Annotated in this window: 27 protein-coding genes; 13 read left to right on the top strand and 14 right to left on the bottom strand. The window is 66.6% G+C overall.

From position 1 onward, the window contains the following. Window positions 1-193 precede the first annotated feature (193 nt). From EV643_RS41395 to EV643_RS41370, 7 genes are all read left to right on the top strand, one after another. On the top strand, window positions 194-916 hold the full coding sequence (locus tag EV643_RS41395; protein ID WP_133805713.1) for an AfsR/SARP family transcriptional regulator: 723 nt from the start codon (window positions 194-196) through the stop codon (window positions 914-916). Window positions 917-1272: 356 nt separating this feature from the next. Then, window positions 1273-1659, top strand: coding sequence for a peptidase inhibitor family I36 protein (locus tag EV643_RS41390; RefSeq protein ID WP_166665778.1), 387 nt, complete (start codon window positions 1273-1275; stop codon window positions 1657-1659). A gap of 650 nt (window positions 1660-2309) precedes the next feature. Further along, on the top strand, window positions 2310-2576 hold the full coding sequence (locus EV643_RS44550; RefSeq protein ID WP_166665777.1) for a hypothetical protein: 267 nt from the start codon (window positions 2310-2312) through the stop codon (window positions 2574-2576). An 89-nt stretch (window positions 2577-2665) separates the two neighbouring features. After that, the gene (locus tag EV643_RS41385; RefSeq protein ID WP_166665776.1) at window positions 2666-3484 is read left to right on the top strand and encodes a GntR family transcriptional regulator; all 819 of its coding nucleotides are present in this window, start codon (window positions 2666-2668) and stop codon (window positions 3482-3484) included. A 194-nt stretch (window positions 3485-3678) separates the two neighbouring features. Further along, on the top strand, window positions 3679-5343 hold the full coding sequence (locus tag EV643_RS41380; protein WP_133805710.1) for a TnsB C-terminal domain-containing protein: 1665 nt from the start codon (window positions 3679-3681) through the stop codon (window positions 5341-5343). A gap of 5 nt (window positions 5344-5348) precedes the next feature. Continuing rightward, window positions 5349-6260, top strand: coding sequence for a TniB family NTP-binding protein (locus tag EV643_RS41375; protein WP_133805709.1), 912 nt, complete (start codon window positions 5349-5351; stop codon window positions 6258-6260). Then, complete coding sequence (locus EV643_RS41370; RefSeq protein WP_202870021.1) at window positions 6257-7462, top strand: TniQ family protein; 1206 nt, start codon at window positions 6257-6259, stop codon at window positions 7460-7462. The genes EV643_RS41375 and EV643_RS41370 overlap by 4 nt, the downstream gene beginning before the upstream one ends. Here EV643_RS41370 and EV643_RS41365 read toward each other — a convergent pair. The 7 genes from EV643_RS41365 to EV643_RS41340 form a co-directional block, all read right to left on the bottom strand. Continuing rightward, on the bottom strand, window positions 7452-8030 hold the full coding sequence (locus tag EV643_RS41365) for a recombinase family protein (protein WP_133805708.1): 579 nt from the start codon (window positions 8028-8030) through the stop codon (window positions 7452-7454). The genes EV643_RS41370 and EV643_RS41365 overlap by 11 nt on opposite strands. Before the next feature lie 605 nt (window positions 8031-8635). Further along, on the bottom strand, window positions 8636-8761 hold the full coding sequence (locus EV643_RS46615; protein WP_255513095.1) for a hypothetical protein: 126 nt from the start codon (window positions 8759-8761) through the stop codon (window positions 8636-8638). Continuing rightward, on the bottom strand, window positions 8758-9006 hold the full coding sequence (locus EV643_RS45235; protein ID WP_202870020.1) for a toxin C-terminal domain-containing protein: 249 nt from the start codon (window positions 9004-9006) through the stop codon (window positions 8758-8760). The genes EV643_RS46615 and EV643_RS45235 overlap by 4 nt, the downstream gene beginning before the upstream one ends. 118 nt (window positions 9007-9124) lie before the next feature. Beyond that, complete coding sequence (locus EV643_RS41355) at window positions 9125-9502, bottom strand: universal stress protein (protein WP_133805706.1); 378 nt, start codon at window positions 9500-9502, stop codon at window positions 9125-9127. A 14-nt stretch (window positions 9503-9516) separates the two neighbouring features. Beyond that, complete coding sequence (locus EV643_RS41350; protein WP_133805705.1) at window positions 9517-11496, bottom strand: tripartite tricarboxylate transporter permease; 1980 nt, start codon at window positions 11494-11496, stop codon at window positions 9517-9519. A 16-nt stretch (window positions 11497-11512) separates the two neighbouring features. Next, window positions 11513-12679, bottom strand: a complete 1167-nt coding sequence (locus EV643_RS41345; protein ID WP_133805704.1) for a Bug family tripartite tricarboxylate transporter substrate binding protein — start codon at window positions 12677-12679, stop codon at window positions 11513-11515. Then, window positions 12676-13815, bottom strand: coding sequence for a PrpF domain-containing protein (locus EV643_RS41340; protein ID WP_133805703.1), 1140 nt, complete (start codon window positions 13813-13815; stop codon window positions 12676-12678). Before EV643_RS41340 ends, EV643_RS41345 begins: the two co-directional genes overlap by 4 nt. A 113-nt stretch (window positions 13816-13928) precedes the next feature. Here EV643_RS41340 and EV643_RS41335 point away from each other — a divergent pair, with 113 nt between their 5' ends. Continuing rightward, window positions 13929-14840, top strand: a complete 912-nt coding sequence (locus EV643_RS41335) for a LysR family transcriptional regulator (RefSeq protein WP_133805702.1) — start codon at window positions 13929-13931, stop codon at window positions 14838-14840. Here the strand turns inward: EV643_RS41335 and EV643_RS41330 are convergent. The 5 genes from EV643_RS41330 to EV643_RS41310 all read right to left on the bottom strand — a co-directional run bounded on the left by EV643_RS41330 (window position 14822) and on the right by EV643_RS41310 (window position 17888). Next, the gene (locus EV643_RS41330) at window positions 14822-15016 is read right to left on the bottom strand and encodes a hypothetical protein (RefSeq protein WP_133805701.1); all 195 of its coding nucleotides are present in this window, start codon (window positions 15014-15016) and stop codon (window positions 14822-14824) included. The genes EV643_RS41335 and EV643_RS41330 overlap by 19 nt on opposite strands. A gap of 482 nt (window positions 15017-15498) precedes the next feature. Continuing rightward, window positions 15499-15936 (bottom strand): dihydrofolate reductase family protein, encoded by a 438-nt coding sequence (locus tag EV643_RS46260; RefSeq protein ID WP_238166165.1) that lies wholly within the window; start codon window positions 15934-15936, stop codon window positions 15499-15501. 561 nt (window positions 15937-16497) lie between these two features. After that, complete coding sequence (locus tag EV643_RS41315) at window positions 16498-16908, bottom strand: NADPH-dependent F420 reductase (protein ID WP_238166164.1); 411 nt, start codon at window positions 16906-16908, stop codon at window positions 16498-16500. After that, window positions 16818-17120 carry an NAD(P)-binding domain-containing protein gene (locus EV643_RS46255; RefSeq protein ID WP_238166163.1) on the bottom strand — a complete coding sequence of 101 codons (303 nt, stop codon included), beginning with the start codon at window positions 17118-17120 and terminating at the stop codon, window positions 16818-16820. Before EV643_RS46255 ends, EV643_RS41315 begins: the two co-directional genes overlap by 91 nt. 33 nt (window positions 17121-17153) lie before the next feature. Continuing rightward, window positions 17154-17888 (bottom strand): SDR family NAD(P)-dependent oxidoreductase, encoded by a 735-nt coding sequence (locus EV643_RS41310; RefSeq protein ID WP_133805700.1) that lies wholly within the window; start codon window positions 17886-17888, stop codon window positions 17154-17156. A 126-nt stretch (window positions 17889-18014) separates the two neighbouring features. Here EV643_RS41310 and EV643_RS41305 point away from each other — a divergent pair, with 126 nt between their 5' ends. From EV643_RS41305 to EV643_RS41290, 4 genes are all read left to right on the top strand, one after another. Beyond that, window positions 18015-18635, top strand: coding sequence for a TetR/AcrR family transcriptional regulator (locus tag EV643_RS41305; protein ID WP_133805699.1), 621 nt, complete (start codon window positions 18015-18017; stop codon window positions 18633-18635). 57 nt (window positions 18636-18692) lie between these two features. Then, entirely contained in the window at window positions 18693-20012 is a 1320-nt protein-coding gene (locus tag EV643_RS41300; protein WP_133805698.1) for an ISL3 family transposase, read from the top strand. A gap of 467 nt (window positions 20013-20479) precedes the next feature. Continuing rightward, the gene (locus EV643_RS41295; protein ID WP_133805697.1) at window positions 20480-21541 is read left to right on the top strand and encodes a recombinase family protein; all 1062 of its coding nucleotides are present in this window, start codon (window positions 20480-20482) and stop codon (window positions 21539-21541) included. Next, complete coding sequence (locus tag EV643_RS41290; protein ID WP_133805696.1) at window positions 21538-22236, top strand: hypothetical protein; 699 nt, start codon at window positions 21538-21540, stop codon at window positions 22234-22236. The genes EV643_RS41295 and EV643_RS41290 overlap by 4 nt, the downstream gene beginning before the upstream one ends. 89 nt (window positions 22237-22325) lie before the next feature. Here the strand turns inward: EV643_RS41290 and EV643_RS41285 are convergent, their stop codons facing one another. Both EV643_RS41285 and EV643_RS41280 read right to left on the bottom strand, forming a co-directional pair. After that, window positions 22326-22754 carry a hypothetical protein gene (locus EV643_RS41285; RefSeq protein ID WP_133805695.1) on the bottom strand — a complete coding sequence of 143 codons (429 nt, stop codon included), beginning with the start codon at window positions 22752-22754 and terminating at the stop codon, window positions 22326-22328. Then, window positions 22744-23040 (bottom strand): hypothetical protein, encoded by a 297-nt coding sequence (locus tag EV643_RS41280; RefSeq protein ID WP_133805694.1) that lies wholly within the window; start codon window positions 23038-23040, stop codon window positions 22744-22746. The genes EV643_RS41285 and EV643_RS41280 overlap by 11 nt, the downstream gene beginning before the upstream one ends. Before the next feature lie 230 nt (window positions 23041-23270). Between EV643_RS41280 and EV643_RS41275 the strand changes: the two genes are divergently transcribed. Next, a complete protein-coding gene (locus EV643_RS41275; RefSeq protein WP_133805693.1) occupies window positions 23271-23600 on the top strand; it encodes a histone-like nucleoid-structuring protein Lsr2 in 330 nt (109 codons plus the stop codon). The last annotated feature ends 248 nt before the right edge of the window (window positions 23601-23848 follow it).

Raw genomic sequence — 23848 nt, 5'->3', positions numbered from 1 at the left:
TCGACAACAGCCAGTGTTCAGAGGCCACGAGCCCCTACCCCGCAGGCAGAGACCGCGTGTCGTGCCCGGTCAAGATCGAAGAGCCCCATTGCCAGAACATGCAACGTTTCGCTTAGGTCTAGTCACAGAGCGTCCGGCGGCGTAGCTTCTGTCAGGTCTCCTCGGGTGAAATGCGTCAGGAGGGGTGGGGGGCGTGGCGCACAAGAACCGCGAGTTGGCCGTGCAACTACTTGGCGGCTTTGGTGTCCGGCGTGGCCAAAGGCGACTGAACCTGCGGCCAAGTGCGCGACGATTAGTTGCCCTGCTTGCCGTGGAAGGCGCCTCGGCGCGGAGTGATGTGGCAGCCCGCCTGTTCGAGGATCACACCTTCGAACGGGCCAGCGCCAATCTCCGGACCATTATGTGGCGGGTGCGTAAGGACGCCAGCGGCCTGATCTTTGAAGAGGCAGATGGTTTGTGGATTGATGCAGACTACGTCGACCTTGATGAAGTGCTGCGGTGGAGCCAGGCGACGATTCAACGTGAGGCATCACTGGCTTCTCCGCCTCCACAAATCGGTCGGGAGTTGCTGCCTGGGTGGGGCGAGCCATGGCTCGTCGCTCCACGCGAGCATCTGCACATGCTGCAATTGCACGCCCTGGAGGCTTCGGCCGAGCGTCTCCTGATGGCCGGGCGATTCGGTGAAGCCGCCGCCAACGCGCTATGCGCGGTATCAATGGACAACTTGCGGGAGACCTCGAATCGCCTCCTGATTGAGATACTTATTCGCGAAGGAAATATCGCCGACGGGTTGCGGCGCTACAGGGAATATGAGCGAATGTTCTCCTCCGAGATGAATGCGAAACCCGGAATAGCAATGCAAACGCTTGTAGCGCCATTGCTGGCCGCAGGCTATATCGCCCCAGATCGTCGATAGCCAGCATAAGTAGTACAGCCCTGGCCAGGTCCGAAAACGCAACCTTGCGAGGGTTGCCTGGCGGGCTGGACTCTGCGCCCCGCCTTTGACGGTGTCCGCCTGGCCGAGAGCCCCGTGGCAAGGCAAGTGACTTCTTGCGGTCCGCCGCAGCGGCGATGGTGCTGAGACGCTTCCATGACGTCAGCGTGACGACGGTGAGGCGCGGACTAGTGAACAGCTGAGATTGAATTCTCCATCTGCCGCGACGATTGTGCGCACATCGCTGAGGCGCATGGCTGTGCATGATCAGTAAATCTGCGGGCCACGCCGGCTCGTGGACCACTGACTGGAAGGGCAGAGCGATGAGAGTCCGCAGCGTGTTAGCAGGGATGCTGGGTGCGTTGGCGCTCGTTGTCGGGGTCGCCGGGCCAGCTGCCGCGGCGAACAAGGATGGGGTATGCGAGGCGAGCGAATTTTGCCTCTTCTACCAATATGCCGGGCAGGTTTCCTCATTCCTTGATTTCCGGTACAACGATCCTGACCACAGGAATGATCGCTTCAAAGGCCCCGGTGCCGGCTACAATGCGACCGTAGCCGACAACGTACGGTCCGCGTGGAACCGGCACTCCTCTGCCTACGGGCTAATCAACGAATTGCTGAACTGTTCGCCGTCGGGTGCCTTCGACGTCATCGTCCCCGGGGAACTCGCGAATGTGAATGAAGCGGTGAGGGACAACAACTGGTCGAACTGCTGGACGACCTAATGCGCCACGCGGCCAGGCGGCCTCTTCGACGCCGTCACAGACACCGCATGGTGTCTGTGACAGTGGCTGTTCTGATGGCCGGATGTGGTCTCCAGGAAACTGACCTGCCCGTCCCTGAGCCGACTGTGGGGTCCATTGGCACGCTGGTACATACGAAGGGTCTTCTACTTCCCCTCGACGCTTACATATTCTCGTTCAAAGAGTATCGCCTGCTGGGCGAGGCTCAGCGGCTGCTCCTCCGCCGATGCATGCAACGGTTCGGTATCTCCTACCAGACTCCGGCGACTCCGCCGCTCGCAGGAATTGGAGTCCAGACAAGAAATGAACGTCGATACCTCGTCACTGATACGGCCGAAGCCGGCCGATACGGGTATCGCGTCCCTACATTCAGCGATCGTGAGCCGCCGCGGTCGCCTCAGGATGACGACCCGAGAGTCGTAGCCGTTCTGACCGGCGAGGGCGGTGGCACGTCGCACAACACTAGCCTTGTGCCATCCGGCGGCTGCGTAGGTGAGTCCCAGCGCTTGTTGCGCCGAGGCGCATCAGACTCCGCGAGCGAGGACATTGCAGAGCCCATGGCGATGCGGAGCTGGGAACAGTCTGCAAGAGATTCGCGAGTCCAGGAAGTATTCGCACGGTGGTCGGAATGCATGGAGCGCGCCGGCTTCCGCTATGGGACGCCGCTCGAGCCTGCTCGAGACCCGCAATTGCAGAGGAGCTTGTCTCCCGCTCAGATCAATACGGCGGTGGCGGACACGATCTGCAAGAAGCGCCACAACGTCATCGGTGTCTGGGCAGCCGTCGAGGCTGCCTATCAGCAGCGTCTCATCGAGGCGAACAAGCCGGCGCTCGAGGCGCTCCGGGCGGCGAACGCGGCACGACTCAGGACGGCTTCTGCTGTTGTGGGCCACGAATAGGTGTGAGTCGTCGCCCCCAGTGCTTGGCAAGCCAGCGCACCGTTCGGGCTCGGTGGTTAGCGTCGATGATGCGGACAAGAGGACGTAACGTGGATACACAAGCCCGCCGGTGGGAGGGGACCTTGCCTCAACGACATCGGGTTGTTGCCCAACTGATCCGCCGCAGCGTCGCTGGAGGCGAGTTTGGTCTTGGCGGCGATCTGCCCTCCGCGGCCGAGCTCGCTGAGCGCTACCGCGCCTCGCCGGACGAAGTGCGGCTGGCCCTCAGGCATTTGGCATCCGAGGGACTGATCGTGTGCGATGACGACCAGCGCGCCGCCGTGCGGCAAATGCCAATACAGGCACACACCATGTCGACCTCGGCCGGCCTTCAGAAGCCGCCACGTAGCCGGGAAGACCAGTTCGATGCTGAGGCAAGGGAAGTCGGCCTCACCGCCACCCATCGAACCGAGACAAGTGTCAGTCACTCGTTTCCAGAGGCTGCCGATCGGCTTGGGGTCGAAAGCGGACAGAACGTTTTCCACCGGCGAACCGTGCGGCTCACAAACGAGGAACCTTCGGTTCTGGAAGACGCTTACTACCCCGACGACCTCGCGACGTACACCGAAGGCAGCGTCGCCGACATCGAGCAGCATCTCCACGCCCTCGGATACCGCCAAGTGGCGTGGACAGACGGAATCGAAGCACGGTCGGCGACTCCGGAAGAGGCAGAACTCCTCCGGCTGGAACGTGACCAACCGGTGGTCGAGCACACTCGAGTCCTGCACTCGATGAAGATCGGCGAACGGCAGGTCCGTCCGGTGAGCTACATTCGGTCGGTCTTCGCCGGGGATCGTAATCGGCTGATCTACCGGCACAAACAGACGGATGTGCCGCTGATGGACGAGCCTGGATCCACCGTCGACTGACGATCGCACGACGATCGTTTTCTCGACACTCCCTCGGTGGTCCTCCTGGTGTGAATGTCCGAACTCGTCTGCGCTGGTGGCCGGGTAGTTGGGGTGTGTTTGCAGGCGGCTTTGGAACGTCGGCGTGTCGCGAACTCGTCTGCACCGGGGTGCGTTCTGCTCGTACTGGTGTTCACGACGGTGGGGATTGCGGAATGGCCGACGACCAGGCGGTGGTGGAACGGGGTGTGCTGAGCGCGGATGCGGCTCGGTGGGAGCTGGCGGTCCGGCGTGCCGGAGTGATCGGCCGGCTTGCTCAGCGGGATCGGGTGAGTGTGGCGGCTGCCGATGAGGCCGCCGCCGAGTTGGGGGTGTCGCGGCGGCAGGTGTATGTGCTGGTGAAGCGCTGGCGGGCCGGCGAGGGGCTGGCGTCGGATCTGCTGCCAGGCAAGTCGAGTGGGGGCCGGGGTGGTGAGCGGCTTGCCGACGAGGTGGAGGCGGTGGTCCGGAGTGTGCTGCGGACGCGGTATCTGACCAGGCAGCGCCGGTCGGTGGCGTCGATCTGCCGGGAGATCTCGTGGGAGTGCAAGGCGCGGGGGGTGCGTCCCCCCTCGCGGGGCGCGGTACAGCGGCGGATCGCGAGGCTGGAGCCGGTGAAGGCCACGACCGCGCGGGAGGGTCGGGACGTGGCTCGGGCCCGTCAGTCGGCCGGTGGGGCTCCCCCGCCGGTGACGGGTGTGCTGGAGCGGGTGCAGATCGACCACACGCCGGCGGATGTGATCGTGGTCGACGAGCGGCACCGGATGCCGATCGGCCGCCCGTATGTGACGGCGGCGATCGACGAGGCGAGCCGGTGTGTGCCCGGGCTGGTGGTGACGTTGGAGGCGCCGTCGGCGACCTCGGTCGGGTTGTGCCTGGCGCATATGGCGATCGACAAGCGGGCCTGGCTGGAAGGGCTCGGGGTGGATGCGGTGTGGCCGATGAGTGGCAAGCCCGGTGAGCTGTATGTGGACAATGCCGCGGAGTTCAAGAGCGAGGCGCTGCGCCGCGGCTGTGACCAACACGGGATCCGGATCAACTACCGGCCACCGGGCCGGCCGCACTTCGGTGGGATCGTGGAGCGGTTGATCGGCACGATGATGCGGATGCTGCACGAGTTGCCGGGCACCACGTTCTCCAACACCGGTGAGCGCGGCGACTACGACAGCGACGCGAAGGCCGTTCTGACACTGCGGGAACTGCAGCGCTGGCTCGCGTTGGCCACAGCCTGCTACCACGGCGAGCCCCACGAGGGCCTGGGCGGAAGGACTCCGGCCGGGGTGTGGGCGGAGCGGGTCGCCGAGGCCGGGCCGGCCATCACGGTGACGAACGAGACCGCGTTCCTGGTCGACTTCCTGCCGGTGCTCCGCAGATCGCTGACCCGGACCGGTTTTCAGATCGATCACGTGCAGTACTACTGCGACGCGCTCAAGCCGTGGATCGCCCGCCGGGAGCGGCTGGGGAGGTTCGTGCTGCGCCGCGACCCGCGCGACATCTCCCGGATCTGGGCGCTGGACCCCGAGGGCACGACGTACGTGGAGGTGCCGTACCGGACGTGGTCGCGGCCGGCGATCAGCGTGTGGGAGCAGCAGGCCGCCGTCGCCCGGTTACGGGAGCTGGGCCGCGCCGAGGTCGACGAGAACGCCCTGTTCGCAATGGTGGGCCGGATGCGAGAGATCACCGAGGAAGCCGCAACCACCAGTCGCAAGGCTCGCCGCAACACCGAACGCCGCAGATCGAACCCGCCCAGGAGCCACACCACGGCCCCGGTGCCGGATCCACCGAAGTCCGATCCCGGCGTTGTCGCCGCGGCGCCGTTCGAGGTGATCGAACAGTGGTGACCAGCATGGACGCTGAGGACGGATCCGTGGAGCTGTCGCACCTGCGTCCGTCGGCGCAGCGGATCGCGTGGCTGCCCGATGAGGAACGGCTGCGGTACGTGCGGGCGGACCGGTGGATCGGTTACCCACGCGCGACCGAGGCGCTGAGGCGGCTGGAGACGATGCTGACCTGGCCGGCCAAGCAGCGGATGCCGAACCTGTTGCTGATCGGGCCGACCAACAACGGCAAGTCGATGATCATCGAGAAGTTCCGCCGCTCTCACCCGCTGGTGTCGCGCCCGGACCGGGAGGAGATCCCGGTGCTGGCGGTGCAGATGCCGTCCGAGCCGTCGGTAGGCCGCTTCTATACCGCGCTGCTGGCCGCAACCGGCGCACCGCTGCGGCCCCGGCAACGGGTGCCCGAGCAGGAGCAGCTCGCGCTGGGTCTGCTTCGGGCGGTCGGCGTTCGTGTCCTGGTGATCGACGAGCTGCACAACGTCCTGGCCGGGCGCGGCGAGGCTCGCCGGGAGTTTCTGAACCTGCTTCGGTTCCTGGGCAATGAGCTGCGGATCCCGCTGGTCGGTGTCGGCACCCGGGACGCCTACCTGGCGATCCGCTCCGATGACCAGTTGGAGAACCGGTTCCAGCCGTTTACGCTGCCGCGCTGGGAGCCCGACGAGGACGCCTGCTCGCTGCTGGCCAGCTTCGCCGCCGCGTTCCCGCTGCGCCGGCACTCGCCAATCGCGACCAGCGAGATGGCCGGCTATCTGCTCACTCGCAGCGAGGGCACCATCGGCGAGCTGGCGCACCTACTAACCGACGCCGCGGTCGCCGCGATCGAGTCCGGCGAGGAGGCCATCAACCAGCGCACCCTGCTGATGGCCGACTACGCCGGCCCCAGCGAGCGGCGCCGGCTGTTCGAGCGCGAACTGGCGTGAGCACACACCGCCACGGTGGGAAGCGGTGGCCGCTGCACCCGCGTCCCGAACCGGGCGAGGCGTTGTCGTCCTGGTTGGAGCGGACCGCCCGGCTCTACGGCATGTCGGTGGCGGTCCTGCTGCGGCACAACCTTGGCTCGGCCTCGGCACTGCTGGGCGATGCCGAAGCGGCGAGCCTGGACTGGGATCCGCCCACCGCGGTGCTCACGGCGCTGGGCGAGCGCACCGGCGTGCCGCCGGGCGAGCTGCGGCGGATGACGATGGCCGGATGGGTGCCCTGGCTGACCGACACGCTCGACGCCGGCGACCATCGCCAGGCGGTGTTCGACACCTACGTCCGCCAGGACTCCGTGCTCCTGGCCCCCGGCGAAGCAGGGTGCAACACAGCGCAGCGATTCAGGACGTGGCGCGGCCCCTGGCTGCCCGCGCACCCGCTGCGCCGGGTCTGCCCGGAGTGCGCGAAGGATCCACAGCGCGGCACCGCGCTGATGTGGCGGCTGCCGATCATGACCGGCTGCGCAACGCACGCCTGCCGGCTCGAGCCCGAACGCGACGTCAACCTGGCCGCGCATGGCTTGGCCCCGCTGATACCGGCATCGGTGGATCCGCTTGTCGTCGAGCTCGACCGCCGCACGCACGAGGGCGTGACCACCGGCATGGTCACGCTGCCCGGCCGCGCGGTGCACGTTGGCGTGTGGTTCCGGCTGCTGCGCACTCTGTTGGACGAGGTGAGCATGTCGCTGTCGCGGGTCGGCGTCCGTTCCCGCCTCACCCTGGAGCGCGTCTGGCAGGCCACCGGTCGTCCCGTACGCGCTGGTCTGACCGTGTGGCGCCCGTACGAACAGCTCGACTGGCCGCTCCAGGAGGCGATGCTGCACGCCGCCGCGGTCGCGCTGCGACTGGCCGCCGACCGGCGCATCGCCCCACGGGGGACCCTCGGCTCGGCGCTGGCCGAACCGCCGCACGAGCGCGTCTACGACGGCGACGACCCCCGCCCCCGGATGGCCGTGCCGGACCTCACCACGGCCGTCGACGCCTGGCTCGCCACGGCCCGCACCGGCCCCGAACCCGCTGGCCACCTGCTGCGGCTCCTCACCGCGTTCGACCCCAGCCCCGCCAACTTCGCCAAACAGCTCCACTTCCTGATCAGCCAGGCTGGCATCCCTGCGGAGTTCCTCCGCCCGGAGCGACTCAGCCAGTGACAGCCGTGACACCTGCGGCGCCTGCGGTCCGCAGGTAGCTGTAGACGGTTTCGCGGCTGATGCCGAATTCCTTGGCCAGCGCGGATTTCCGCTCACCGGCGGCGGCGCGCTCACGCAACTGGCCCGCCTGCTCGGGGGTGAGGGCGGGTTTGCGGCCGGTGTAGACGCCGCGCTGTCTGGCCGCGGCGATGCCCTCGCGCTGGCGTTCGAGGATCAGGGCGCGCTCGAACTCGGCGAAGGCGCCCATCACCGACAGCAGCAGCGTCGCCATCGGCGAGTCCTCGCCGGTGAAGGTGAGGCTCTCCTTGACGAACTCCACCCGCACCCCCTTGCCCGTCAGGGTGCGTACGATGCGGCGCAGATCGTCGAGGTTGCGCGCGAGCCGATCCATCGAGTGCACGATCACCGTGTCGCCGGCGCGGACGAACGCCAGCATCTCGTCCAGCTTCGGCCGGGCGGCGTCCTTCCCGGACGCCTTGTCGGTAAACGTCCGCTCGACCTCGATCCCGTCGAGCTGCCGCACGGTGTTCTGGTCGACGCCGCTGACCCTGATATAGCCGACTCGCATGCTCCGGTTCCCTTCGCATCCCGAAATGTCAGGATGGACTCTAAGAACTCAGCAGACATGCGTCAAGAAAGTCGACTTAGGACTCTATCCTGACGCTCCTCGGTCCCCAGCACGTGTGGTGCTGGGGCGTACCCCAACCGGACACGGCTTCTTATGTCTGTGGCCGTCGCACCGGGTGGCGAGAAGTGAAGCCCAAGACGGTCGGGCTGACGCGGCCGCCCAGACGCGACAAGCGATCCCCGTCGGCTGCCTCAACCCCACGAGCAAGCGTGGCCGGGTGCACCTCGACATGCTCGAGCGGAGGGTAGACCGCATCGGCGGCGTAGCCCGACGTGATGGTGGCACCCGGGCACGCCAAACACCGGTGCGCCCTGCCGCACTGGAAAGCAGCGTAGCCCAGCTCACCAGGCAGGCGACCAGCAACTGGGCAGCGAAGCGGAGCAGGTCACTGCCGGTTGTCCCTCGTTGAGATCCAGTGGGAAAAGGCCTCACGAATGGAGTCAACGGCCCTCGATATGTCGTCGCTGGGCTGAGAGGTCGCCAGGGCTGCGTCGAGAGCCATCACCGTGTCGACGTCGAGGTGGAGGGTAAGGAACGAATCAGGGTCAAGCGGCGATTGCTGACGTCGCCAGCCCGAGCCGCTCCACCTCCTCAATGATCGCGGATGCCTTCTGTTCATCGACTCCGAGGAAATCGATCGACCAGTACTCGTCTTCAGAGTTCACAGTCATCTCCCGATCACGTTGAGAAGCGCGTCGGTCGTCGCCGTGCGCGTGTTCTTGGAGCCCAGCTCCTTGACCGACGTCGCGATCTTCCACACCCCGCCACTGTGGGCTGTGGTGTCCTGGACAATGTAGGAGCCGCCACGCTGGAAAACGCGCTCTCCCTTGACGACGTAGATTGCTCCGCGAGGACCCGAGGTCTTGGCCAGGTCTGCTGCTTGGGACGTCGTCAAAGGCGTCGTCTTGCCTGTCACCTGGCTCGACAGGGGGATGTTGCAGGTGTTGTGGACGAGGATGGCGTCGTCGCACCGTCTTCCGCATGTGGAACAACCAGATCTCCGATTGACTGATTGCCTGCCGCGGCGGGGGGCGCTAGCCAGTTGTCGCGGATGGTGGCGACTTGACTGCCAGAACGGGTACGTCGGCCTCGAGCAAGACTCGCTGGGCATGGCTGCCCAGGAGGAGTTTGCCGACCGGGCTGCGATGGCGTAACCCGATGACGATCAACGAAGCCGAGTGCTCTTGGGCTGCCTGCAGGACATTCTCGGCCGGATCGGGCAGCCGCGCCTCGTGCAGCTGATACTCGATGCCACCGTGGTCCAGTTGCCGCAAGGCGTCCGAGTCAGAGCCAGTCGTGGGTGTGGCATCTACCACCACGAGGCGCTGGCCGTGATTCTGCGCTTCCATTGCGCCGTGGTGGAGCGCGGCTTTGCCCTCCGGGCCGCCGAAGTATCCGATAACCACTGTCATGGATGTTCCTCGTCTCAGAACGACGGCAGGATGCCGGTCGGCAGGTGGACTGGCAGGAGTAACGGCAGCACCGCCACCAATGCCGCGGTCACCAGCGTGTAGACCACTACGACACGTATACGCGCGCGGGCGACGTACAGCAGAAAGGCCGGAACGAACAGCAGAAGCGCCGCGACGTAGCCGCCGAGTGTCACCAGCAGGAGGAAGGTGGCCATCCAGGCGAAGGTTCTCGCCGCGACCTTGACGTCGGGAGCAAGTTTGGGCACTTCCTCCGCGGGCTGCCTGGCTGGCCGGCGTGTTCGACGGCGCAGCTCCCGCCAGACCAGGTAGGCACCGACCAACAGGCCGAGTGTGCAGATGAGGCGTGGCACCAGGCGCGCCTCTGCGGAGAACGAACCAGCGGTGAGGAAGCCGATCGCGAACACCGCCAGCGCGCCGAACGCGGTGAACAGCGACCACGTCGAGTCCGCGAGTTCGCCTTCCTCCTCGGCCGGCGGCTGACGATCCTCGTCGTCGTGGTCCAGGTTGCGTCGCGCGCGGACGGCGCGCACGAGACGCAGCACGGCGGGCGCCAGCAGCACGGCAAGGAAGACCAGGACCCATGGCCTGAGGAGCCACCCGAAGCCGTCGTTGAGGGTGTCGGTCAGGAAGTAGTAGCGCTCCAGCGGGACCGCGAGGACGAAGCCGATCAGGAACGGAGCTCGCGGGAACCCGGTCGACTTCAGCAGCCAGCCGAAAACGCCAAGCGCCAGCATCACCCACAGGTCACCCAGTTGACCGCCCTCCTGGAACGCTCCGAGCAGCATGACCACGACGAGGCCAGGACCGAGCACAGCGAAGGGAACCAGGGAGATCCGGGCCAGACCACGAGTGCTCAGGAAGCAGAGCAGGGCGCCCAGCACGCTCGCGATGGCGAACGACCAGACGATCAGGTACAGCAGATCCAGATGGTCGGTCACAATCGACGGTCCTGGCTGCACGCCGTATGTCAGCAGCATGCCCATCAGCATCGCCGCCGGCACGCCGCCCGGAATGCCGAACAGAAGTGTCGGGATGAGGTCACCCGCCTCGACCGAGTTGTTGGCGCTCTCTGGGCCGACGATGCCCCGAGGATCACCTTTGCCGAACTCCTTCTTGTCCTTGGCGGTCGCCACGGCCTGGCCGTAGGCGAGCCACGTGCCGGCGGTTGCCCCGATACCTGGCAGCACCCCTGCCCAGATACCGATGAGCGCACCTCGCAGTACATGGGTCCAATGCGACAGCCACTCCCGTACGCCGTCCAGCCAGCCGCCGCCGACCTTGACGATCTGCTCGGGTTTCCCGCGCTGCCCAACCCGTGACGCGATCTCAGCCAGCCCGAAGACGCCGAGGGCGACCGCGACAAGCGACAGCCCGTCGCCGAGGAAGAGGCTGCCGAAGGTGAACCGGTACTCCGCCGTCGTCGGCGAGGTGCCGACCATGCCCAGCAGGAGTCCAAGCAGTCCGGCAGTCAATCCCTTCGCTACGTTGCCACGCGACAGCACGGCGGCCAGTGCGACGCCGAGCACGGTCAGCATGAACAGTTCAGGACTCCCGAAGGACAGCACCAATGGCCGCGCCAGCGGAATCGCGAGCGTGAGACCGACAGCCCCGAGCAGCCCGCCAGCCATCGACGACAGGAAGGCCAGCGTCAGGGCTCGGCCGGCTTGTCCCTTCTTCGCCATCGCATAGCCGTCCAGCATGGTGACACTGGCCGATGCTGATCCTGGAGCCCCCAGCAGTACGGCGGCGACAGTGTCGGAGGTGTGAACGACCGCGAGAGCACCGATCAGCAGGGCCAACGCTTGAGGTGCGTCCATGCCGAAGGTGAGTGGCATGAGCACGGCGACCGCCCCAGTACCACCAAGTCCGGGGATGAGGCCGATCACCAGGCCGGCCACAACACCCACGAGCAACATGACGAGCAGAGACGGATCGGTCAGCGATGCCAGGGCCGACAAGGCAGCTTCGCCCATGGGAATGCTCCTTCTTTCAGCCCAGCTTCACGTTGTACTGGGTTCTGAGCAGGTCGAGGATGTAGCCGCGGACGCTCTCGTCCACGGTGTAGGCGTTGCGGACCCGGTCGGCCAACGCCTCGTCGGCTTCGAGCGGGTAACCGCCGAGCACCTTGTCGGCCTTCTTGCGGAAGCCGGGATCCTGTCCTACTTCCGCTGCGGCGGCCCGTAGTGTGTGGACGGCCTCGACCGGAGTATCGGCCGGGACCCACATCGCCTTCTGGTAGGTGTAGGTCAGCCCCAGTAGCGTCTTGTACGCCTCAAACGCCGGGCCCGTGGGTGCTGAGCCCCGCAGTTGCCGGTAGACCTCCGGGACTGTCGGCAGCTTGGGGAAGTTGGGATCCCGCACCACCTCGCCGTTCGCGTCCAGTTGCCCGAACGACATCAGGGGCACCGCCGTACCATCCTGAATGATCGACTTGACCGCGGACGGCCAGGCTGACGTGGTCTGGTAGTCCAAATCCACCTCGCCGCGCTGGAGGGCCAGGTTGACCGGTCCGCGGCCCTCGAAGCCGAACACCGCCTTCACCCTGACGCCCAGGAGGTCGAAGGCGACCAAGGTCGTCAGATCCAGGCCGGTAGCGCTGATCCCACCGAAGGTGAGCGGGTGATCCCTGTTGATCAGGTCCCGGACTCCCCGTACGCCGGCTGCGGAGCGGGCGTAGACCGCGCCACCGGTGCCGTTGGCAACGAGTGGGACCAGGGAGTTGAAGTCGTACTTCACCTCAGTCCGTCGCAGGACCCAAGGAACGACGGTGGTCGCGGTGCTGACGAGCACCTCGGTGCCATCCTTGGGCGCCGATCTCGCGAACCTGTTGGTGCCGATGATCCCTTCGCCGCCCTCGTCGTTGACCGGCGCGAAGCCGGGCTGACCAGGCACGGCGCGCATCATCTCCTGACCCACGAAGCGGGCCCAGGTGTCAGTCCCGCCGCCGGCCGCCAGCGGAATCATCACTTCCACCGTCTCGCCGGTGAAATCACCGTCGGTTGTTGACGGCTTCCGGTTGAACTGGTCGCTGCCGACCAGGGCCGCCGCGACGGCCAGAGCCAGGAACACTGCCATCACGGCGATCGCTGCCGATCGGCGTGGAGCCCCAGGCTCCGCAGCCGTCTCGGTCACGGGGCTTTCGACTACATTGCTCATCGGCACGTCACCTCCTCATCGTGCAGTTGGGTGCCGGCGGTCACCAGAGTCGGCCCCGGCAACTCGTCGCCGGGAAGGACCAAGGTGGCTTCGGCCAGCCGCCGGGCCGTCCGTGTCACCGCCACCGCGAGGTGCCCGTCGTGCTGACCGGTCCAGGTGCTGACGACACCCGCAGGCGTGCTCAGGTCGAAACGGTCGGTTGGGAGGTCACCGGCCAGGTCGTGGATCACTGTGCCGACCGTGCGCGCAGCGAGGGTCAGCCCAACACTGCCGGTGATCGCCAGTGCGGGATGCACGCGTCCCATCGACAGCATCCGAACCACAAGCTGGGCTCGCCCATCCGCGGGAGGCGCCACCAGGGCCAGCTTCGGCACAGCTCGAGCGGCTGCGGCCGGCGTAGCGGCCATGCCCATGGCGACCGCGGCCGCGCGTCGGACATCCTCGATCTTGCTCAACAGGGCCGGCCGCGCATCGATGTCGGCAGGGCTCTCGTGGCCGGTCAACCCGAAGGCGGTCGCAGGCACGATCACGACCGGCGCGCCGGCATCGACCATCGTCGCCTGGTAACTGTCTGGTCCAACCTGCAGCGGATCGGCGTGTTGCCCCGTCGGAAACAGTCGCCCGGTCGTGCGTCCGGCAGGATCCACGAACCACATCTTGATGCCGGTACCGGGAAACGGCACTCCAGCGATCCAATCCGTCGCGATCTCGTCAAGCGACCCACCGGAGGTCGGCACTTGCTGCACGATGAGTTGGTCCGTGTTGGTGTTCCGCACGCGCACCGTGCTCACTTCGTCGCCTACCGTCACCCAGCCACGGCGTACGGCGTACGGACCGACGACCGCGGAGCAGTTGCCGCAGTTGCTGCCCCAGTCCACGACTGCCTGCTCGATTCCGACTTGGGCGAAGGTGTAATCGACGTCCGCTGCGTCGTCAGTCGAACGACTGAGGATGACTGCTTTGCTGGTCGTCGATGTCCCGCCCCCGACACCGTCGATCTGCCGTGGGTCCGGGCTACCGAACAACCGCAGCAAGACCTCGTCAAGGCTGCGGCCGTCCACGTCGAGACTGTCTCGCTCGAAGACCCAACACTTGCTCGTTCCGCCACGCATCCACGTGGCCACAACCTCCGGCACGGCTCGCCTCCTCAGCTGTCTCGTGCCGACGATCATGCGGCGAGGGCAGCCTGAAGCACCATCACTAGAATCTGCATACCCATTTAGTGATACTTAAGGCTCTCGGAGGAGTCATGCTCGACGTACGACGCTTGGCCCTGCTCGCGAAGGTGCTGGATACGGGATCGATGACTGCTGCCGCCGAGGAGCTCAACTACACCCCGTCCGCGATATCGCAGCAGCTGCGGAGGCTAGAGATCGAGGTCGGGCAGCCGCTGCTGCAGCGGCTGCCGCGCGGTGTTCGGGCCACCGAGGCGGGCTCCGTACTGGCCGCTCATGCTCGACGGATACAGGCTCAGTTGTCAGCCGCCGAGGCAGACCTTGCCGAGGTGGCAGGCCTACATCGCGGGCAGCTGGACATCGGTACCTTTCCGACGGTCGGAAGCTCGTTCCTGCCGCTGGTGGTCCGGCGTTTCAAGGAAAACCACCCACAGCTGAAACTCGCCGTGCACAGTGCGCGTCTGGATCGGCTGACCGAGATGCTCGCCAACGGCGAGATCGGCCTGTCCCTGCTGTGGGACTACGAATGGAGCCGTGTCTCGCCCGACGACTTCGCACTCACACACCTGCTGGATGACCCCACGGCCCTGGTTGTCGCATCCGACCATCGACTGGCCCGCCGCAAGCACATCAAGATGTCCGAACTCGCCGACGAGGAGTGGATCGTCCGGGAAACGGACCACCCCGTCGCCGAAGTACTCGAGCGAAGCTGTCGCCAGGCTGGGTTCAAGCCCAGGATCGCGTTCCACGCCAACGATTACCAAGAAGCACAGGCGATGGTGAGTGTGGGCCTCGGCATCGCTCTCGCGCCCCGGACCGCGGTCGCGAACCGGCACCCCGACGTACGCGTGATCTCGCTCGGCAGCACAGCGCCACCACGGCGAATCCTCGTCGCACGACGCCGTGACCGGGTCAACGCTCCCAGCGAGATCGCCATGCTAACCGTCATGAAGGCGGTTGCTGGTAGCTACCGGCCCAACTCCTGAGGTTCCCCTTTGGCCGGACCCGTCCAGCCGGTCTCGCGGAGGAACCGGCGCTGCAGGTTGACCAGCTTCTGGTCGTCCAGGAGCAGGATCCGGATCTGGCCGCCCTTGCCGTGGACCAGGACGTGCTCGTTGCCCGGGGTGAGGTCGAGATCCTCGACGTACACGCCGAGGGCCATTCGCCGCCCTCGGCGTCGCAACCGCAGACGGCCTCTACGCCCTCATCGCCACGGCCGGCGGTCAGCCCTTGCCCCACTCATCGAACCGATCACAGTCCCCCTGAAGTGGGCATCGGTCCTGGTGCTACTCGCCCTCGCCACCCGCGGCGCCACCACCCAACACCGCCGACTCCACTCACGGGAAGCCTCAACCACCAGTCCACCAAACCCATGCCGCGCGTACTTCGCCTGCTCGCCATGACAATGCTCAACCCCACCACCGTCATCTACTTCACCGCCTTGGTCCTGGGCAGCCAAGACGCCACAACCCCAACCTCATTAAACAGTCAGCCTTCGTCCTGGCCGCCTTCGCAGCTTCAGCCTCCTGGCAACTGGCCCTGGCCACCGGTGGCGCCCTTCTAGGCCGCCTACTGACCACACCCACCGCCCGCCTACTGACAGCCCTACTGTCCAGCCTGCTGATCACAGCCCTGGCCCTACACCTACTCCTGGCCACCCTGCAATTGAACAACCACCATGCCCACAGCAGCCCCGCACGGCACATCCAGGCCGTGTGGGGGTGCTGAGGTAGAGCACCGCGACCGCCGGCGGCCGGCAGGCCGGATCGATCCGGCAGTACGGCCGGCCAGGTCGATACGCGCAGCGCAACCAAGTGAGCGGTGCGCAGCTGCTCGATCAGGGGTCCATCGAGCGGGGTGGCCGGCCCGCCCGGTAGCAGAACTCAGGTGTGCAGGGGTGGGGCGGTAGATGAGCTGTTGGGTGTGGCCGTCGAGTGTGTGGCTCTCGATCAGCTCCAGGTCGAAGTCGGCCGTGTCCTCGAAGATCCGGTCCTTTCCGCTTTGGCTTCGGCTGTTGATCACCGGGAAGATCGTCACCTGGACGCGATCGATCAGGCCGGCGGCCAGCAGCGCCCGGTTCAGCGTCAGGCTGCCGTGCGAGCGCAGCGGCAGGTCCGACTCCTCTTTGAGCCGGGGCGACGGCCTCGACGGGGTTGCCGCTCAGAACGGTCGCATCCGGCCAGTCGAGCGGTCCTTGCAGCGTGTTCGACACCACCGTCGTCGGCAGGTTCCTCATCCGGGTGACCCACGGGTCATGCACCTCGGCCCCCGTCGGGGCTCGAGGCCAGCATCGACGCGAACAGCCGATAGGTGTTGGCGCCGAGGACCAGCCGCTGCTCCTCGCCGTACTGGGCGAAGCGGTGATCAAGGAACTCCGGGCCCTGCTTCCCCCAGTAGCCACCATACGTGCCGCTGGGGGAGCCGTAGCCGTCAAAGCTGGAAAAAATGTCGAAGGTAAAGGGGCTCTTCGCAGTTGAGGGTGTAGCGCGGGTCGGCGCGGCGGTGCCGGGATAGACGTCGAGGTCTGCCGATGATGCCGGTTCCTACGCCAGCCACCCGAAAGACCTCGACGTGTACAACTTTATGAATCGCCCCGGGTTCCGTGGAGGCCCTGGTCCTTTCGGTGATCCGTCAACCGTTTGCTCAGACGGGAAGTTCGGTGATGCTGAGGGCGAAGTCCAAGTTCCCCACCCCGTGGTTGGCGAGGCCCACCGTGACCACGCCCGCTCCTTCCAGCCAGTGCGCCATTTTCAGGCCGCCAACGTCCAGCGGGCGCAGCCCGAGGCTCTCGATGAACCCCTCCACATTTGCCTTGGCCTGCGGATTATCGCCAGCGAGGAAGACGTTGGGCCGGCCCTTCTCCAGGACATGACGGAAGACGGTGTTGAACGCCTTCACCACGCTGGCGCTGGCCGGGGCCGCCTTGGCGACTTCCTGCGCGATCGAGGTCTCCTCGCGGTGAGCTAGCCCGTCGAACGTGGAATTGAAGGGATTGCTGATGTCGACAATAACCTTGCCCGCGAGAGCGTCTCCGTACTGGGCAACGACCGGCACGACACGTCGTAAAGCAGAGCCAGGATCACAATGTCCCCGGCCGGGGCGGTGCCCCATTCTCCCGTCGTGGTGCGGCCGCCGAGCGTCTTGGCGAGGGCGTCGGCCTTGGACTGATCGCGGCCCATGACCTCGACGGTGTTGCCGCCCGCTACCGCCCGCGCGCCGATGGTGCCGGCCATGTTCCCGGCGCCAATGATGCTGATGTTGCTCATGAGACGTCCTGCCCTAGTCGTTGGTTGGTCGGTTCAGAGGGCGGTGGTGCCGCCGTCGGCGACGAGTTCCATGCCGTTGACGTAGCTGGAGTCGTCGGAGGCGAGGAAGAGAGCGGCGACGGCGATCTCCTCGGGGCGGCCCATCTGGCCACGGGGGATGAGGGACTCGAACTGCGCCTTCGCCTCCGCGTCCATCACCTCCTCCATCATCGGCGTGGCGACCTGGCCGGGAGTGAGGACGTTGACGCGGATGCGGCGGTCCTTGAGCTCGTTGAGCCAGACGCGGGCCCAGGCCTGCTGGACGGCCTTGCTGCCGGCGTAGACGCTCCAGCCGGGGAAGGCGCCGAGGGAGGCGTTGGAGCCGGTCATGAGGATGGAGCCGCCGTCGTTGAAGAGTGGGAGGGCCTTCTGGACGGTGAACAGGGTGCCGCGGGCGTTGAGCCCGAACCATGTGTCGAACTGGGCCTCGGTGATCTCGCCGAGCAGGGCGGGCTCGCCCCCGCCGGCGCTGGCCCACAGCACGTCGATGCTGCCCTTCTCCCGCTTGACCGTGTCGACCAGGCGATCCAGGTCGTCCAGGTTAGCGGCGTCGCCCTGGACGCCGGTGACGTTGCGGCCGATCTGCTTCACGGCCTCGTCCAGGGCGTCCTGCCGACGGCCGGTGATGAAGACGTACGCTCCCTCGTCGACGAACCGCTTCGCGCCAGCCAGCGCCAAGCCGGTCGTGCCGCCGGTGATGACCGCGACCTTGCCGTCAAGCTTTCCCATGTTGCTCCTCTTGGGTTGGTGGTGCCGTGCGCACCTGGACGTTACGGTGTTATGTAAACCGCTCTGTGTGCTTACGCTACCAGACTATGTACACCGGTCGTTACCAATCCCGGGTACTATGGACCCATGACGGAGTTGGAGAAGGGCCCCAAGGGCCGCCGCCGCGGCCGAGGCGCCCGCGAGCGCCTCCTCAGCGCGTCCCAGCAACTGTTCCGCGAGCAGGGGATCAACCGCACCGGCATGGACCAGCTCTGCGCAGCGGCCGAGGTCTCCAAGCGCACGGCCTACCAGCACTTCACCGGCAAGGACGAACTCGTCACCGAGTGCCTGCGCCAGTTCGACCCCTCCGTTCTGTCCCACGTGTTCGACCGCACCGACCTCACGCCGCGCGAGAAGCTCCTCTCCGCCTTCGACATCCCGCCCACCACGCCGCTGTGCCCCTACATCGCCACTGCCGTCGAACTCCACGACCCCAAGCACCCCGCATCCGAGTACGCATGCGACTACAAGAAGGCCGTCGCCGCGCGGCTCGCCACAGCCGCCCGCGAAGCCGGCGCCACCGACCCTGAACAGCTCGGCGAGCAACTCGCACTGCTCCTCGATGGCGCCGCGGCCCGCACCCGCGTCCTCAACGATGACGCCTTCCCTACTGCCGCCGCCATCGCCGCCGTCCTCATCGACAACGCAATCCCCACCACAGCCAGCGATGACCGGCGACGGGAGGAAGTGTCAAGTGTGCCGGGATAGACGTCGAGGTCTCCCGATGATGGCGGTTCCTACGCCAGCCACCCGAAAGACCTCGACGTGTACGACGCCACCTCTCCTGCCGGCTTCACCTGTCCCGACCTGAACAAGTTCGCTCGCCTTGACGAGCTCGGCCTCGAGGTCACCGGCCAGCGACTCGAGCCCGATCGCGCGGTGCTCGCGTGCCGCGTGGTGGAGCCTGACCAGTGGTGCCGTCGCTGCGGCTGCGAGGGCCGGGCCCGCGACACCGTGACCCGGCGGCTCGCGCACGAGCCGCTCGGTTGGCGACCGACCATGCTCGTGGTCACGGTCCGCCGCTACCGGTGCACCGGCTGCGGGCATGTGTGGCGCCAAGACACCAGCCTCGCGGCCGAGCCGCGTGCCAAGTTGTCGCGCCGCGGTCTGCGCTGGGCACTGGAGGCGATCGTGTGCCAACACCTGACCGTCGCCCGGGTCGCCGAGGGACTCGACGTCGCGTGGAACACCGCCAACGACGCCGTCCTCGCCGAGGGCAAGCGGGTCCTGATCAACGACACCACCCGCCTCGACAGGGTGAGGGTAATCGGGGTCGACGAGCACCTGTGGCGCCACACCCGGCGCGGCGACAAGTACGTCACCGTGATCATCGACCTCACCGCGATTCGTGAGGGCACCGGCACAGCCCGCCTGCTCGACATGATCCAGGGCCGTTCCAAGCAGGCGTTCAAGACCTGGCTCGCCGAGCGGCCAGAGGCCTGGCGCGAGCGGGTCGAGGTGGTCGCGATGGACGGCTTCACCGGCTTCAAGACCGCCGCCAGCGAAGAGCTGCCCGACGCGGTCGCGGTGATGGACCCCTTCCACGTCGTCCGCCTCGCAGGCGACGCACTCCACCGCTGCCGACGCCGGGTCCAGCAGGCCATCCACGGCAACCGCGGCCGCAAGGAGGACCCGCTCTACCGAGCACGACGGACCCTGCACACCGGCGCCGACCTGCTCACCGGCAAGCAGACCGATCGGCTCACCGCATTGTTCGCCGACGAGCAGCACGTCGAGGTCGAAGCGACCTGGGGGATCTACCAGCGGATGATCGCCGCCTACCGCGAACAGGACCGGCGGCGCGGACGTGAGCTGATGGTCAACCTCATCGAGTCGGTCAGCCACGGAGTGCCGAAGACACTCACCGAGATCATCACGCTGGGCCGCACCCTGAAGAAGCGCGAGGACGATCTTCTGGCCTACTTCGACCGCCCCGGCACCAGCAACGGGCCCACCGAGGCCATCAACGGCCGACTCGAGCACCTACGCGGCTCCGCACTCGGGTTCCGCAACCTGACCAACTACGTCGCCAGGTCCCTCCTTGAGGCCGGCGGCTTCAGGCCCCCACTACACCCTCGGTCGTGAAGAGCCGGTAAAGGTGGCGCTCATGATGGTCTCCTCGGGTTCAGTGGGCGCCGTCGGCGGCGGCCCTTCACCCCTACTACGAACACATCGACTCCGATCCGACACTGCCCCAAATCAGGTGTTGATGGCTGATCGACGAGTCGACACCTCGGCGGCCCCGGGCTGGCGCTGGGCCCGATTCTCGAACCGCGCGGCTGGATCACATGCCACAGCTTCAAGCAACTCCAGCATCTGTCCGCGTCGGCCGATGTCGCGGACGCAGTTGCTCAACTACTTCAGCCACCAAACCCACCGCCGCCGAAACGGCACCCGGACACCTCAGTGCAGACGAGTTCGAACAGCCGTGCAGCCGACTTCAAACATCGACAATCGGCGTGCACAGATGCCGAGTCGGTGTCGCGAAAACGTGTCGAGAAGTCGGAGTGTCGAACAACTTGCCCTAGGCCCTTTCTCGTACAGTCCAGGGCATGACGACCGTCGCGGACCTCGCCCAGCTGGAGCTCGACGGTGATCCGATCGACCCGATCGGCGGCGGAGGCGCGCTGATCGGGTACGCCCGGGTCTCGACCCGCGACCAGAAGCTCCACCGCCAGGTCGACGCCCTCACCGCGGCCGGGTGCCACCGGATCTTCGAGGAGAAGCTCAGCGGCAAGAACATCGACCGGCCCGAGCTCGCCAAGTGCCTGGACTACCTGCGGCCCGGGGACACGATCGTCGTCCTCGAACTGTGGCGTCTCGGCCGCAGCCTGCAGGACCTGATCTCCATCGTCGGCGAACTGCGCCGCCGCGGCATCGGGTTCAAGTCCCTGCACGAAGCACTCGACACCACCACCCCCGGCGGCCGGCTCGTCTTCCATGTCTTCGCCGCCCTGGCCGAGTTCATCCGCGAACTCATCGTCGAGGGCACCAACGAAGGCCTCGCCGCCGCGCGAGCCAGAGGTGTGCGGCTCGGCCGGCCACCGGCGATGACCCTGGAGCAGATCCAGTCCGCCCGCACCCTGCTCACCCAGCCCGAGAACAGCGTGTCCTCGATCGCCAAGCTGCTCGGTGTGAGTCGGTCGACGATCTACAAGTACGTGCCGGATCTCACCAAACAGCCCACGCTTCCGCTCGAGGCCGAGCAGCAGCCTGAGGCGGCCGCGATCATCGAGGCACCGCAGCCGGCTCAGCCGGCGAGTGAGCCCGTACCGACTGGCCGAGGGCCAGCATGTCCGACCTGCGACTACCGGCCGACCGACTCGCGCGAGCTCGAGCTGCACCGCGACGATCTCGCCACCGTCTGGCTGACCCTCGACCCCGACGATCCCGGGCGAATCATCGAGCGGAGACACTGCGAACGTTGCCAGCCACACCGGGCGCGCATCGTCATGTGCGGGCTGTTCGACACCACCGTCATGCTCGGCGACGACCTGGCCGTCCCCGAACCCTCTCCCCTCCCCCAGCCAGCCGTGCAGTGGCTCGCCACGAACGCCTGGCGTCAGCACGACGGCGACTGGTACTGCGGCAAGCACACGGACGGCGCCGGATGAGCACCGATGACAGAAAGTTCGACAAACACCGGATCCTGCCGCTGGCTCAGGAAGCGGAGTCCGCGGCCTCTTTGCTTGCTCACGGCATCGACCTGGTCCGCCGAATAGGCGCTATCGAGCCCTCGCCCATGTTCGCGTGCCTCGCGATGGGGGCGGAGAAACTCCTCAAACTGAGCATCGGGCTCTTGTCCTGGGAGACGACCGGTGCGTGGCCAACCCAATCCGAGATGCGTAACCGCCTGCGCCACGGCATCGGCACAATGCACGCCCGCACCTTGAACGAACTAGGTGATCGGCTCTCCGATCCCAGCACCGCAGGCAGCGCACGCAAGGCCATCTCGGCCCTTCGACAGGAGGTTATCGACGACCCGATCGCCACGTTCGCACTGATGGCTCTGTCGGACTACGCCCAGCAAGGCCGCTTCTACAACCTCGACATCCTCGCGGGAGCCGACCCCCTCGCACCGTCGCCCAGCGACCGGTGGAACCAACTCGAGAAGGACGTCCTCACTCTCAACCCAACCATCGCCGCGATGATCGGCACCGACAGATGGATCGCCGAAGGTCAGCCGCTCATCAACAATCAGATCGCAGACTCGCTGCTTCGATGGTGGCGGTTGCACCAACGATCCTGGAACACAGGAGCACTCGGTCGCCAGGCCCAGCTCTGGTCGACGCGCCTCGGCAACCCCTGACAACGAAACTGCCTCCCACACGGACCGAAGAACCAAGGCTGCCCCGGCACCGCCCGCCCGGGCAGCCCGAAAGCTGCTGCTCCCTACGATCAGTGCCGCCCAGCACGGTTGTGATCGAGGTCGACCCAGCCCATGACGGTCCGGTCGCCGCGCATCACCGGTTCGAGATCGTGGTCGCGGGTGACATCGTGCGGGTCGATAGCGTGGGTGATCGCGAGCATCACGCCGCCTTCGTTCTCGACCAGGTCCCGGGCTTGCTGGTTGAGGGTGACGTCGTACGGGCCGAGCATCCGATTGTCGAACACCGCGCTCAGCGTCTTCCCGTGCAGAACCGCGGACACCCCGGCGACTGGGGAGTCCATTGCGACCGGCGGCGGCTTCAGCCCGGCGTCGCTGAACCCGCCGTTGGGGATGACCTTCCACTGGCCCAGCGGGCCCCGGTCGAGGAACACCTGCTCCAGGCCGGGGTTGACCAGCAGGAACGGTTTCAGCACGGGCTCAGTGGCGTCAGCGATCACGATGGGGAGCAGGAGGCACGCCGTGTGGTGAGACAGTGTCGAGTGCGGGCTCATCGGCACCAGTACGTCGTCGTTCCAGCGCGATGGCCGGCACTTTGATGTGGTGCAGGCTGGCCGACGCGAAGGTCATCATGTCGTCCACGCTCAGCGCGGGCTGATGGCCAGTCAGGGACCGATTGCAGGTCTGGCAGTCCATCGTCCACAGACTCGCCAGCACGTCCCCCAGCGCCTCGCCGAGCCGCTCCCGGACCTCCGGCCCCACCACCACGTCTTCACGTACCGTCATGCGCTGTCCCCTCCCAATAGCTGGTCAGCTGGGACAGTAGCCGCCGCTGGCGACAGTTCGCGCCGGGCGCGTGTCGCCATGCAGGAAGTTCCGGGCCTCAACAGTTGGTCGAAGAACGTTGCGCCATCCGCTCCCCCACTGTGGAGGGATCTTGTTCGCCGCGCCTGATCGCAACTTCGCTCGGCATAGCCGATTCTGAGTGCAGCATCCCACCACCAGGAGAACCTGCAATGGTCCAGCGCACCGAGATCCAGCTCATCGACGACCTGGACGGCAAGGAGATCCCCACAGGCAAAGGCGAAACTGTCCCCTTCGCGCTCGACGGGACGTCGTACGAGATTGACCTGCGAGCAAAGAACGCGGCCGCACTACGCAAGACGCTCATGGCGTACGTCGCCGCGGCGCGGCCAGTGAAGTCCCCACGTGCTGCCCGCCGGCGACGGGCTACAGATCCGGATGCTCGCCAGATCAAAGCCTGGGCACGCGAGAACGGATACGAGGTCGCCGACCGTGGCCGCGTTCCCGGCCATATCCAGGACGCATACCACGCGGCACACTGACGCCCCGGTAGAGACCCCAGAGCGGCCTACCTTGCGGCTGGGGACAGCTTCGGGAGTTCTCGGCCAACAACGGCAGGTCCAGGCAGGAGAAGAGGCCGGCAGCCAGCTCCGGAGACTCAGGAACTCGTCGACTGTTGGTTACCCGAATACCTGGCTGGCCAGCCACGGCTGGCGTAACGCTGACGGTCGTTGGCTGCGCCACGCACACAACCTCTGACCTCGAACGAGTGGCGCATGCTCGCTTCTGC

Origin of the sequence: Kribbella caucasensis (assembly GCF_004361855.1) — a bacterium.
In the GTDB taxonomy this organism is placed as follows: Bacteria; Actinomycetota; Actinomycetes; order Propionibacteriales; family Kribbellaceae; genus Kribbella; species Kribbella caucasensis.
This window is presented reverse-complemented; position numbering and strand designations above follow the sequence as displayed.

Coding starts and splice junctions, on each gene's coding strand:
- EV643_RS44550 (WP_166665777.1), top strand. CDS start 2,310: ATGGAGCGCGCCGGCTTCCGCTATGGGACGCCGCTCGAGCCTGCTCGA.
- EV643_RS41290 (WP_133805696.1), top strand. CDS start 21,538: ATGAGCACCGATGACAGAAAGTTCGACAAACACCGGATCCTGCCGCTG.
- EV643_RS46255 (WP_238166163.1), bottom strand. CDS start 17,120: ATGAGCAACATCAGCATCATTGGCGCCGGGAACATGGCCGGCACCATC.
- EV643_RS41345 (WP_133805704.1), bottom strand. CDS start 12,679: ATGAGCAATGTAGTCGAAAGCCCCGTGACCGAGACGGCTGCGGAGCCT.
- EV643_RS46615 (WP_255513095.1), bottom strand. CDS start 8,761: ATGACTGTGAACTCTGAAGACGAGTACTGGTCGATCGATTTCCTCGGA.
- EV643_RS41335 (WP_133805702.1), top strand. CDS start 13,929: ATGCTCGACGTACGACGCTTGGCCCTGCTCGCGAAGGTGCTGGATACG.
- EV643_RS41295 (WP_133805697.1), top strand. CDS start 20,480: ATGACGACCGTCGCGGACCTCGCCCAGCTGGAGCTCGACGGTGATCCG.
- EV643_RS41380 (WP_133805710.1), top strand. CDS start 3,679: ATGGCCGACGACCAGGCGGTGGTGGAACGGGGTGTGCTGAGCGCGGAT.
- EV643_RS41275 (WP_133805693.1), top strand. CDS start 23,271: ATGGTCCAGCGCACCGAGATCCAGCTCATCGACGACCTGGACGGCAAG.
- EV643_RS41305 (WP_133805699.1), top strand. CDS start 18,015: ATGACGGAGTTGGAGAAGGGCCCCAAGGGCCGCCGCCGCGGCCGAGGC.
- EV643_RS41350 (WP_133805705.1), bottom strand. CDS start 11,496: ATGGGCGAAGCTGCCTTGTCGGCCCTGGCATCGCTGACCGATCCGTCT.
- EV643_RS41330 (WP_133805701.1), bottom strand. CDS start 15,016: ATGGCCCTCGGCGTGTACGTCGAGGATCTCGACCTCACCCCGGGCAAC.
- EV643_RS41375 (WP_133805709.1), top strand. CDS start 5,349: ATGGACGCTGAGGACGGATCCGTGGAGCTGTCGCACCTGCGTCCGTCG.
- EV643_RS41280 (WP_133805694.1), bottom strand. CDS start 23,040: ATGACGGTACGTGAAGACGTGGTGGTGGGGCCGGAGGTCCGGGAGCGG.
- EV643_RS41310 (WP_133805700.1), bottom strand. CDS start 17,888: ATGGGAAAGCTTGACGGCAAGGTCGCGGTCATCACCGGCGGCACGACC.
- EV643_RS41355 (WP_133805706.1), bottom strand. CDS start 9,502: ATGACAGTGGTTATCGGATACTTCGGCGGCCCGGAGGGCAAAGCCGCG.
- EV643_RS41365 (WP_133805708.1), bottom strand. CDS start 8,030: ATGCGAGTCGGCTATATCAGGGTCAGCGGCGTCGACCAGAACACCGTG.